The 12,354-nt window shown below is 40.9% G+C and carries 10 protein-coding genes; 8 read left to right on the top strand and 2 right to left on the bottom strand.

The window, feature by feature from the left end; translation table 11 throughout:
* Positions 1-30: 30 nt before the first annotated feature.
* Positions 31-573: a GNAT family N-acetyltransferase gene (locus BN1068_RS10100; protein WP_077602735.1), complete on the bottom strand. Its 543-nt coding sequence runs from the start codon at positions 571-573 to the stop codon at positions 31-33.
* A 325-nt stretch (positions 574-898) separates the two neighbouring features.
* Here BN1068_RS10100 and BN1068_RS10095 point away from each other — a divergent pair, with 325 nt between their 5' ends.
* From BN1068_RS10095 to BN1068_RS10060, 8 genes are all read left to right on the top strand, one after another.
* Complete coding sequence (locus tag BN1068_RS10095) at positions 899-2,068, top strand: TraB/GumN family protein (protein WP_077602734.1); 1,170 nt, start codon at positions 899-901, stop codon at positions 2,066-2,068.
* A 135-nt stretch (positions 2,069-2,203) separates the two neighbouring features.
* Positions 2,204-3,424, top strand: coding sequence for a hemolysin family protein (locus BN1068_RS10090; protein ID WP_077602733.1), 1,221 nt, complete (start codon positions 2,204-2,206; stop codon positions 3,422-3,424).
* 198 nt (positions 3,425-3,622) lie between these two features.
* Positions 3,623-4,543, top strand: coding sequence for an HPr(Ser) kinase/phosphatase (gene hprK, locus BN1068_RS10085; protein ID WP_077602732.1), 921 nt, complete (start codon positions 3,623-3,625; stop codon positions 4,541-4,543).
* Between the two features lie 327 nt (positions 4,544-4,870).
* Positions 4,871-5,176: a PTS sugar transporter subunit IIB gene (locus BN1068_RS10080; protein WP_077602731.1), complete on the top strand. Its 306-nt coding sequence runs from the start codon at positions 4,871-4,873 to the stop codon at positions 5,174-5,176.
* Positions 5,177-5,219: 43 nt separating this feature from the next.
* The gene (gene celB / locus BN1068_RS10075; protein ID WP_077602730.1) at positions 5,220-6,521 is read left to right on the top strand and encodes a PTS cellobiose transporter subunit IIC; all 1,302 of its coding nucleotides are present in this window, start codon (positions 5,220-5,222) and stop codon (positions 6,519-6,521) included.
* A 50-nt stretch (positions 6,522-6,571) separates the two neighbouring features.
* Positions 6,572-6,883 carry a PTS sugar transporter subunit IIA gene (locus BN1068_RS10070; protein ID WP_077602729.1) on the top strand — a complete coding sequence of 104 codons (312 nt, stop codon included), beginning with the start codon at positions 6,572-6,574 and terminating at the stop codon, positions 6,881-6,883.
* Positions 6,884-6,898: 15 nt separating this feature from the next.
* The gene (locus BN1068_RS10065) at positions 6,899-8,302 is read left to right on the top strand and encodes a glycoside hydrolase family 1 protein (protein WP_077602728.1); all 1,404 of its coding nucleotides are present in this window, start codon (positions 6,899-6,901) and stop codon (positions 8,300-8,302) included.
* Between the two features lie 99 nt (positions 8,303-8,401).
* On the top strand, positions 8,402-10,348 hold the full coding sequence (locus BN1068_RS10060) for a BglG family transcription antiterminator (RefSeq protein ID WP_077602727.1): 1,947 nt from the start codon (positions 8,402-8,404) through the stop codon (positions 10,346-10,348).
* An 84-nt stretch (positions 10,349-10,432) separates the two neighbouring features.
* Here BN1068_RS10060 and BN1068_RS10055 read toward each other — a convergent pair whose 3' ends face one another.
* A complete protein-coding gene (locus tag BN1068_RS10055; protein ID WP_077602726.1) occupies positions 10,433-12,154 on the bottom strand; it encodes a pyruvate oxidase in 1,722 nt (573 codons plus the stop codon).
* Between the last annotated feature and the right edge of the window lie 200 nt (positions 12,155-12,354).

The raw sequence follows: 12,354 nt of genomic DNA, 5'->3' as shown, positions 1-12,354 counted from the left end.
AGTGTCGGAAATTATTGGATGATAAAATCACTAATGTGTCCAGTCCCTTGCCAAAAGACCATAAACAACTAAATCTTCATAATGGTCGTATAGCCATTCACCCTGCCGGATAATGCCCTCTTTTTGAAAACGGAGCCGTTCTGGAATGGCTCTGCTTTTTTTATTATGTGTTGATGCACGGATTTCAATCCGGTTTAGCTGTAATGTATAAAAGGCATAATCAATCATCACCTGGACAGTTGATGTCATAATTCCTTTCCCCTGATAGCCTGGATCTAACCAGTAGCCAATGGAGGTGCTGCCATTTTGCCAATCAATCATATTATAATTTACACAACCAATAAGCCTATCCTGATAAAAAATACCGAGATTAAGCGACTGTCTGCGCTGGGCACCCTGAAGGCATAGATCGATAAAGGCCAAGCAGTCTGCCGGCTTTTTTGTCGCTTCAATCCAGGGAAGCCATTCACGGAGTTCACCTCTGGACTTTTCTACCGTTCTAAACAAGGCATTCGCATCCGGCATTTGCAGCTGCCGCAGCACCAGATCTTCATTTAATTGATAGTGAAACATAGGTAATCCCCCATATTTGTGTCTTTTTTAGAGGATGTTCAAAAAGGCATTTCATATTAACCTGTAAGACTCTATTTAACAGCTTTTTGAACATGCACTTGTAATCATTTTATTATCTTACTTCCTATATCATACGTTATTTGTGAGCTGTTGTTTAATTATTTGTTGAAAATGTATTACAATAGGTTATACAAACTTAAAATGTGTGTTCAAAAAGTTAGTCAACGCAGAAATTCATCGTGTCATTTTTATTGGACTTTTTGAACATCCTTTTAAAAAGGAAACAATGCTTTGGATTTTATCATAGCAGGAAGAAGGATGGTACATGAGTGAGGAGAACATCACAAGGATCCATTTAAATGGGAAAGAATATATTTTAATTGGGACAGCCCATGTTTCAAAGAATAGTGCTGAACAGGTCAAGGAAGTCATTGAAAGAGAGCATCCGGATTCTGTATGTATCGAGCTGGATGCACAGCGTTTTCAATCTGTGAAGGATAATAATAAATGGAAAAATACAGATATCTTTCAAGTCATCCGTGATAAAAAAGCTGTAATGCTATTAATGAACTTAGCTGTTTCCTCCTTTCAGAAACGGATGGCTAAGCAATTCGGCATTCGTCCGGGAGAAGAAATGATACAAGGTATAGAATCTGCGGAAGACACGGGGGCAGAGCTTGTATTAGCTGATCGGGATATCCAAATTACATTCTCAAGAATTTGGGGGAATATCAGCTTTAAAGGGAAGGCAATGCTGTTAATGCAGGTATTTGGGAGTATTTTCAGCAGAGAGGAAATTTCTGAAGAAGAATTAGAGAAGATGAAGCAGCAGGATACAATTAATGCGATGCTGCAGGAGTTTACGGAACATTTTCCAGATTTAAAGAAACCATTAATTGATGAACGGGACCAGTATTTATCGCAAAAAATTAAAGAAGCTCCCGGTAAGAAGGTTGTAGCTATTCTTGGTGCAGCGCATGTTCCAGGTATTACAAAAGAAATTGAGAATGAACAGGACTTAGAAAAATTACGGGTGCGTCCGCCAAAATCCAAATGGCCAAAAGTAATTGGATGGGCGATTCCTATATTGATTATTGGAATCATTGCCTACACATTTATCACAAATCCGTCCGCAGGCTGGCAGCAAACCATCAGCTGGGTGCTGTGGAATGGTTCTCTCTCTGCGATAGGGGCGTTTGCTGCACTGGCACATCCATTAGCTGCTCTGACAGCATTTGTTGCAGCACCTTTTACTTCGTTGAATCCGCTGCTCGCAGCAGGATGGTTTGCAGGCTTCGTTCAAGCTTATATTAAACGGCCAAATGTAGGCGATTTTGATTCATTAGCAGATGATGTGCATTCTGTAAAAGGTTTTTGGAATAATAAAGTAACACGTATCCTGCTTGTTATCGTGTTTGCCAACCTTGGCAGCTCCTTAGGAACACTTATCGGCGGGGCGGATGTCATCCGTGTATTTATTCAGAACCTGTTATAAACTTTTGTTTAAATAGCGTATATACAAGGGAAGATAGTTTTTCAAATGGGAAAAGGCTGTCTTTTCCAGCTTACATAGTAATAGAACCATGACATTCAAAATAACAATCTTATCTCAATTAGGAGGAATTTACTCGTGATCATTGCGATCATTTTCTTATTATTTGTTTCTTTTTTCTTTTCAGGAAGCGAAACAGCATTAACGGCAACCAATAAGGTGAAGCTGCAAGCCAAAGCAAACGATGGAGATAAAAAAGCAGAAAAGCTTTTCCGTCTTGTCTCTAAACCAAGTGAATTTATTACAGCTATACTAATTGGGAACAACATAGCCAATATCCTGCTTCCAACTCTGGTCACCATGATGGCGATAGACTATGGATTAAATGTAGGTATTGCTTCAGCCATTCTTACAGTTACTATTATTATATTTTCAGAAGTTATCCCGAAATCGGTAGCTGCCAGCTTTCCGGACAGGATTGCAAACTTGGTGTATCCGATTATCCGGACGGTTGTATTTTTCTTAAAGCCAATCACCTTTTTATTAAACGGTTTAACAGGATTTATTACCAGCGCACTATCAAAAGGAGAAATACAGGCGGAGTCCGTTTCTAAGGAAGAGCTGCGGGCCATTGTGGATATTGCTGATTCTGAGGGAGCTTTTCAAAAAGAAGAATCCTCCCGAATCCGCGGTGTATTTGACTTTTATCATTTGAATGTAAAGGATGTGCTTAAGACTCCCCGTGTCGAAATTGTCGGTGTAGAGCATGAAGCAACCTATCAGGAGGTCAAGGAATTGGCTCTTTCCAGTCCGTTTACACGATATCCGGTTTTTGGGGAGGATGTCGATGATATTGTCGGAATTTTTCATTCCAAATACTTAATTGCCTGGAGCGATGATAAAGAAAAAACGCTCGCAGATTATAGCGATATGGATCCACTTCGTGTGTATGAATTTAATAATATTGAATGGGTATTTCATAAAATGCTGGAAGAAAAGAAACATATGGCCATTGTTTTGGATGAATATGGCGGCACAGAAGGTATTGTAACACAGGAGGATATTATTGAAGTGATGATCGGGCAAGAGATTGAAGATGAAACAGACATAGAAGAGGACGCTTTAATTGAAAAGCAGACAGAAACAGAAATTATTTGTGATGGGAAAATTACGCTGCATCAGTTAAATAATACCTTTGATACCGACATTCCAGAGGAAGACGATGTACTTGCAGCCTATATATTGAGAAACTTAACCACCTTCCCGATAGAAGGAGATATTTTGGAACTCGACAATCTGACTTTCCGTATTTTAGAAATAGACGGCCGCTATATTAAGCGGGTTCAGATTATTAAATAGAACGTACGAAAAGGTTTCGTGTTTCGCTCTGCTTTTATACTCTTGAGTACCGATGAAGAGAAAACTGTTTTTATCGTGTCTAAAATATGACATGCCAAATTGCGTAAAATAGCGATTTCTCATACATCAGCCTGTCTCTTTATCCTATAATTCGTTATAATATAGGGCAAAGAACAGGATACAGAGGAGTGTGGGGCTTTGAAATCTATCAGTGTAAATGACTTAGTAAAAGAATTTCAATTAGAAGTGCTGGCTGGAGGAGACGAATTAGAACGTACTATTAAAAAAGCCAGGACACATCGCCCGGGATTAGAGTTTATCGGTTACTTTGATTTTTTCCCAATGGAACGTGTACAGATTTTAGGGAAAAAAGAAATTAACTTTTTGAAGCAGCAGAATATTGAAGAACGCAAGGAACGGATAGATCATGTGGTGAGCTATCATCCACCGTGCTTTATTGTTACCTCAAACCAGGAGGGACTTACTTATTTAACTAAATTCTGTCAGGAGGAGAACATTCCTCTTCTGCGTACAGCGGATACGGCAGTTGATTTTATCGCGAAGGTAGATAATTATTTAACGCGTCAGCTGGCAACAGAAATTGCCGTTCATGGTGTATGCCTGAATGTTTCCGGAATTGGCGTTTTGATCCGCGGGGAGTCTGGTGTAGGGAAGAGTGAGCTGGCGCATACCCTAATTGGACGCGGTCATCGCCTTGTTTCCGATGACATTGTTATATTGAAAAAAGTGAGCCATCAGACAATTCTTGGGACACATAATGATATTAACCGGGAATTTCTTGCTCTTCGCAGCGTCGGTCTATTAAATGTTGTCCGTATGTACGGCAGAAAAGCATTCCAGGATGAATCACGTATTTCTCTGGATATTGAACTGACAAAATGGGAGAAGGATGCACTCAACAATGATTTGGAATTAAAAACAGATTATGAGGAGTACATGGGCGTGAAAATCCCAAGGATTGAAATCCAGCTTCAGCCAGGGCGGGATGTAGCTGGATTAGTAGAAGCAGCTGCAAATAATTGGTACCTGCAGCAGCAGGGCTATAAAGCTTCGGCAGAGTTTATGCAGCGCGTGCAATGGGAAGAGGGAGACGATTAATCGTTTTCTTTTAGAATAAAAGGGAGGCAAGAATTTATGATTCTTGTCTCCCTATTTATGTAGTTAAAGGTATACAGTTTATCTACTTAGCGGAAAGGTGTAAAATCTTCTCATTGCGTAAGTGTAACGGTTTGAATAGTTTGAGTAAGGGTGAATTTACAAGCTTTTGCCACCCAAAATTGGCAATGATGCTGCAATAAAATAAGTACCATTCCATTGTATAGCCATTTCCGCTAAGCAGCGGAAAAACAATCGATTTTAATGTAAGCGCTTATTTAATACAATGAATGTAGAGAAAACAAGATAAATTCAAGGAGGGGAATCATAATGAAGCATATTTTATTAGCCTGTTCATCAGGAATGTCAACAAGCCTGCTTGTATCCAAAATGGAAGAAGCAGCATCTGCAAAAGGATTAGATGTAAAAATCTGGGCAGTTGCACAGGATAAAGCTTTTACTGAATTAGGAAAGGCAAACGTTCTATTAATCGGTCCGCAAATGCGGTTCTTAAAAAAGAAATTTGAAAAAGCAGCCGCTGAGGAAGGTATCCCTGTCGACGTCATTGATCCTGTAGCGTATGGAAGAGTAGATGGGGAAGCTGTATTAGATAAAGCACTGTCTTTGCTTTCCTGATATAGCATAAAAAATGTTTTGAATACAAAGGAGGTTTAGTCGGATGGAAAATAGTAAATTTATGCAGCTGCTTGAGAATATACTGCTTCCAATTGCCGATAAATTAAATAATAATCGTTATTTATCTGCGTTAAGGGATGGCTTTATGGTCGCATTGCCATTAATTATATTTGGTTCGATCTTCGTGGTTATTGCCAACTTCCCATTTCTGGATTCTGTGATGAGTGAGAATGCGTTCGCACGGTATCAGGAGGCTCTGGGGCCTGCTTCCGCATCAACGTTAAGTATCATGGGACTGTTTGTCATTATAGGCATCGGCTATAAATTGATTGAGCATTACAAAGGAGAAGCAATTTATGGCGGCGTAGTGGCGGTTGCCGCATTTATTATCTTAACTCCCCAGGTGCTGGAGGGAGTGGCCGGAGTTATCCCTGCATCAGCATTGGGAGCTCAAGGGATGTTCTTAGGGATATTTACTGCTTTTATTTCTGCTGAATTATATCGTTTTTTTGTACAAAAGAATTGGATGATAAAAATGCCCGCCGGGGTACCGGGAGCAGTGTCCAAGTCATTTAGTGCGTTACTGCCGATTGCGTTCACACTTTCCGTTTTTCTTCTTGTACGCATTCTGATGAGCTTTACACCGTTTGAGACCGTCCAAAACTTTATTTACACAGTTGTTCAGGAACCGTTGACCCAATTAGGGAGCGGATTGCCGGCGACGATTATTGCGGTATTGCTTATCCAGGTGTTCTGGTTCTTCGGATTGCATGGACAAATTATCGTAAACTCTGTTTTTGATCCTATCTGGTACAGCCTGAATGAACAGAATTTATCTGCCTTTCAAGCTGGAGCAGAATTACCTAACATTATTACCAAGCAATTTATCGATTCCTTTCTTGTCGGCATGGGCGGGTCGGGAATGACTTTAGCGGTCATTATTTTGATTATACTTATCGGACGAAGCAGACAATTAAAAGAAATGGGGAAATTAGGCGGCCCGCCAGGCGTTTTTAATGTGAATGAACCAATTATTTTCGGGCTTCCAATTATTATGAATCCGTTAGTGCTTATTCCATGGCTAATTGCACCAGTGGTAGTTACTGTCATAACGTATGTAAGCATGTCGACGGGGCTCGTACCAAAACCTGCGGGGATTATCGTACCGTGGACAACACCGCCATTACTCAGCGGTTTTCTTGCTACAGGAAATGCTTGGCAGGGCGCTGTACTGCAGGCGTTTAATCTCTTCGTTGTGATGATTATTTGGTGGCCGTTCCTGAAAATTCTCGATAAAAACTATTATGAAACAGAAAAATCAGGAGAAGAAACCAAAGCAAGCTGATTGAAAATATACACCAAAGAAGCAATCTTGTACAGGTAGGAGAGATAAATATGGATCAATCAAAAATGACAGAAACCGCCTTTCAAATTATCCTTTATGCCGGTAATGGCAAATCGAATGCCATGGAAGCAATCCAGGTTGCCAAAGAAGGAAAATTCGATGAAGCAGACAAGCTGCTTCAAGCAGCAGGAGACGAATTAACGAATGCACATCACTATCAAACTGCATTATTGCAAGATGAGGCGAAGGGGGATAAGCAGGAAATTAATCTGCTGCTTGTACATTCGCAGGATCATTTAATGAATGCAATGACGACACGCGATTTGGCAGTTGAAATCATTGAGCTATATCGAATGAAGTAATGGAGGGTTTTCTATATGACAATGCAACAATATCAATTTCCAAAAGATTTCTGGTGGGGAAGTGCTACCTCTGCAACACAGATTGAAGGGGCGGCTGATGAAGACGGAAGAGGAAAAAACATCTGGGATTACTGGTACGAGATAGAACCGGAGCGGTTTTATAACCAAGTGGGTCCGGAGCATACTTCTGATTTTTATCATCGGTATCAGGAGGATATTGCATTAATGAAGGAATACGGGCATAACTCTTTTCGCTTATCCATTTCCTGGTCCAGGCTGATTCCAGGCGGTACAGGTGAAGTGAATCAGGAAGCTGTTTCTTTTTACAACCAGGTCATTGATGAACTGATTAAGCATGGGATTGAACCCTTTGTTAATCTGTTTCACTTTGATATGCCGGTTGAACTGCAGGAAACAGGCGGCTGGGAAAACCGTGACGTCACCGATATGTATCAGCAATATGCCAAAACAGCTTTTGAGCTTTTCGGGGATCGTGTCAAGAAGTGGTTTACATTTAATGAACCAATTGTACCTGTGGAGGGCGGGTATTTATATAATTTTCATTATCCGAATATTGTCGATGCCAAACGGGCCTTCCAGGTAGCCTATCATACAATTATTGCTCATGCGAAGGCAGTGAAGGTATTTAAAGAGCTTGATATAGAGGACGGAAAAATCGGGATTATCCTTAATCTCACCCCATCCTATCCAAGGAGTGAACATCCAGCGGATAAAAAGGCAGCCCATATTGCGGATCTATTCTTTAACCGGAGCTTTTTAGACCCGTCTGTTCTGGGGCATTATCCCAAGGATCTGATTCAACTGCTGGATGAATACAGCCATCTCCCTGAAACAGAAGATGGTGACGCAGCCCTAATTAAAGAAAATACGATTGATTTATTGGGTGTGAATTATTATCAGCCAAGAAGAGTGAAGGCAAAGGAATATCTCCCAAATCCGCATGGACCGTTTATGCCGGACTGGTTCTTTGATAATTATGAAATGCCAGGAAGGCGGATGAACGAATATCGCGGCTGGGAGATTTACGAGAAGGGAATCTATGATATTATGATAAATTTAAAAGATAACTACCATAATATCGATTCGTTTATTTCAGAAAACGGGATGGGTGTGCAAAATGAAGAGCGCTTTATAGTAGATGGACAAATCCAGGATGATTACCGGATTACGTTTATCAGAGATCATTTAAAATGGCTGCATAAGGCGATAGAAGAAGGCTGTCATGCAAGAGGCTATCATCTATGGACGACAATGGACAACTGGTCCTGGGCGAATGCCTATAAAAATCGTTATGGTTTCTTCTCTGTTAATCTGGAAACGAAGGAGCGTACGCCAAAGAAAAGTGCCCATTGGTTTAAGCGCATAAGTGAAGAAAATGGTTTTGTCGAAGAAAAATAATTACGAGATGGAAGAAAAAAGTATAATGTAGATAGATTCGTTACAAAGATAGGGAGAAGATGTTTTTAAAACGTCTTCTCTTTCGCGAGGGGTGTCATGATGGACAGGCGGCTTCGTTCTATATTGAAGGAATTAATTCAGGCAAAGAAAGCTTTGACAAGCAAATTTATAGCAAATATTAATCAAGTAACTCCGCGTACCACACAAGAAGATATAAAAAAATTGAATCAGCAGCTTCTTTCGCATGGAGCATCGATTCAATCAATAAAAGGCCGTGGGTATCACTTGCATATCGAGGATGAGCATTTATTTCATAACTTCTTAACCTCAGCATTACATGAAAATAAAAATCGTGAACAAATCCCAAATACGCCAGAGCAGCGTGTACGGTATATTATTCAAAAATTACTTGTAACCATGGACTACTGGAAGCTGGAAGACTTAGCAGATGAGATGTATATCAGTAAAGCAACCATTCAAAACGATATGAAATTAGTAAGAGAGCATCTATCTAAATTCTATCTGGATATTCATGTGAAGCCGAATTACGGGATTAGAATTATCGGGGAAGAGATTAAAATACGGTTTTGTATGGCCGAATACCTGATTCAAAGAGGAAGTGACTCTAGCGGCGATATGTATGACGGCTTTATCAGGCTGCCAAAGGAACAGACAGACTTTATTAAGCATACGATTATTGCGCGTCTGGATGAGCAGGATATGACCCTTTCAGATATAGCGATACAGAATTTATTTATTCATATTGCTATTGCGGTGCTGCGTATTCAAAACGGCCATCCGGTCGATAATGAAGCTAATCCGAAGCAGGAGGTAAATCGCACAAAAGAATACAGAGTTGCAGAAAAAATTGTCGAGGATATAGAGGAGGAGTTAGGAGTAACCTTTCCTCCGACGGAAACCTCCTATATTGCATTGCATTTATTGGGGACAAAGATACTTACAGCTGCTGATACAGGAGAAAACCAGGATATAGAAAGCCTTCTTGATCCGGTAATTTATGAACTAGTTATTGCCATGTTAAACCGGATTGAGCTGGAGATGCACTTAAATATCCGCCATGACAGGGAGCTGATGATTAACCTGGGACTTCATTTGAAACCGGCAATGAATCGGTATAAATATGGGATGAATATTAGAAACCCTATGCTGGAAAGCATTAAGAAAAACTATCAGCTTGCTTTCCAGGCGGCAGTACATGCTGGAGTTGTTATTGAGAAACATACAGAGATCGCCATTGATGAAAATGAAATCGCCTATCTGGCGCTTCATATTGGAGCGGCAATGGAGAGACAGAAGCTGAAGCAGGGGCCAAAGCGCTGTCTGATTGTCTGCGCTTCCGGAATGGGCACGTCGCAATTAATTTATTATCGGCTAAAGACAAAATTTGATGGGAAAATGGATATCGCAGGAACGACAGAATATTATCGCTTATCCACATATCCATTAGAAGATATTGATTTTATTATAACGACCATACCGATTCATGAGGATTTAGGTATTCCTATTGTGGAAGTGAATGCAATCATCAGCAAGGAGGATCTTCAGCATATTTCATCCTATATAGCCGGAACCTCATCCAACGTCATTCAGAATTATTTACAAGAGGACTATTTATTTTTAAATCAATCATTCCCTGCCAAAGAAGATATTCTTGAATTTATGATCAGAAAAATAGAATCAGATGATAGAAAAAGAACTCGATTTCTTGCATCCATTTATGAAAGAGAAAAAATTGCCCCCACTGCCTTTGGCAACCTGGTGGCAATTCCGCATCCATTAACACCGCAGTCGCAGCAGACCTTTATTTCGATTGCCACCTTAACAGAGCCAATTTCATGGACAGCAGAAAAGACAGTTCAATTTGTGCTGCTGCTCAGTGTGAAGAAGAACAGCATAGAAGACCTGCAGCCGCTTTATGAAATGATCAGCAAGTTAATTGAGCATCCGGAAAGTCTGCAGAAACTTATTCAGATAACAGATAAAAGGTCGTTTATGAGTATGATGGAAACAATAGAAAGATTATAAGCGTATGTGTCATGTTGATGGCAGTAGAAAAAGAAGGCATAACCAATTGGTCATGCCTTCTTTTTCGAAGTAAAGGAACAATCCTTACATCCGCTTTAACCCCTTACGAACCGGCGGAAGCTCCAGTTTCCCTTTTTCAAACAACTTCTTAATCGTCTGCTTGGAATAGCTGGTTACCTGATCATAAGAAAGTTTGCCTGGAATCGGCGGTTCATCCTCAATACAGACATCAATAATCGCCGGCTGGTTAAAGGATGCAGCAGCCTCCAGAGACGGCTTCAGTTCCTCGAATTTCTCTACGCGATAGCCTTTGCCGCCGCAGGTTTCTGCAAAACGGGCAAAGTTAAAGCTTTCTAAGCCTGTCTTATAATCCAAATTGCCCCCAGCCTCCTGCTCGTATTTAATCATACCGATCCGTTCATTATTAAAAATGACAATAATCATTGGCAGGTTATACTTCACCGCAGTCAGGAAATCCTGCATATTCATTGTAAAGCCGCCATCACCGCAGAGACCGATTACTTGCCTGTCAGGGAAAGCCAGCTTCCCTGCAATCGCTCCAGGGAGTCCGCAGCCCATAGTAGCAAGCCAGCTGGAGATTAGGAAATCCTGCGTTCTTTTCATACGGAAGTGACGTGCTGCCCATACAGTTACATTGCCGACATCAACAGACAGGATAGCATCATCCGCTGTAATTTTCTGTACTTCATGAATGACCTGCTGCGGCTTAATAGGTGTGGAGGTCTGTTCTTCATCACCCCTCATCTCTTCCCACCAGTCTGCCATTTTCTCCTGATACTTTTCTAAGAAATCACGTTTCTCCGTCTGATGCAGCTGTTCATTGAACCAGGTGAGCGTTTTTTTCGCATCACCGGCTATACCGATATCAACAGGATATCTTTTACCAATTTGAAGCGGATTACTGTCGATTTGAATACAGGTGACATCCTCTGGTAAAAATTCTGTATATGGATAAGATGTGCCGATCAATATCAGTAAATCGGTATCCTCCATCGCTTCATAAGCCGGCTTAGTACCAATCATCCCCAGGTTGCCAAGGAAATTAGGATGTTCATCCTCCATAACCCCTTTAGCAGGAAGAGAAATAACGACAGGAGCTGCAATCTTATCGGAAAATGCCGCCAGCTCTTCCTTTGCCTTTTTCGTTCCGGTTCCCGCTAAAATAATCGGCTTCTTCGCCTTTTCTATTGCAGACACAGCTTCCTGCATTGCAGCAGTGTCCGGTGCAAGCTCTGGTGCTTCATATATCACGGCATTTTTCTGCACCTTATTTTTAATTTTCTCTGCAGAAATATCATCCGGCAGGGTTAACACAGCCACGCCTTTTTCCGCATAAGCCGTGCGGATGGCCTGGTTGACCATAGAAGGGAGCTGCTCCTCTGAGACAACCTGTTTGTTGTAGACTGCGACATCATCAAAAATGCGTTCCATATTCACTTCCTGAAAGCTGTCCGTTCCAATCTGATCGGTCGGGACCTGTCCGGCAAGTACTAGAACAGGAGCGTGATCCTTTTTCGCATCATACAAGCCATTTAATAAATGAATTGCTCCAGGTCCAGCGATTGATAAACAAACACCAAGCTTGCCGGTCAATTTTGCATAAGCAGAGGCAGCCAGTGCCCCGGCTTCTTCATGACGAACCTGAATATATTTTATCTTATCCTCTGCTTTCCGCAGCTCTTCCATCAGATGATTAATCGAATCCCCATGCATTCCGTAAATATGGTCCACACCCCAGTCTGAGAGCAACTCAACGAGTATTTTTCCTGCACGATCATCAAACATAAAATACATCTCCTTTTTATGAGCATTTTAGTTCTTATATCAATGAAGCGGTAAAACGGCTTCAGACTGCATTTTTTTTGCCTAGTTAGTCTATTCCACGGTAGGGAAAATTTGAAACTTGCAAGCATAGGAAAAATTGGAAATGAAAACAATTCGGAAAAAGAGAGAAAGCCTAGCTTTTCCTCCCGTTATCTTTTAGA

Origin of the sequence: Oceanobacillus sojae, from assembly GCF_900162665.1 — a bacterium.
Taxonomy (GTDB): domain Bacteria; phylum Bacillota; class Bacilli; order Bacillales; family Amphibacillaceae; genus Oceanobacillus; species Oceanobacillus sojae_A.
Note: the sequence above shows the minus strand (reverse complement) of the source record. Positions and strands in the feature narration are given on the sequence as shown.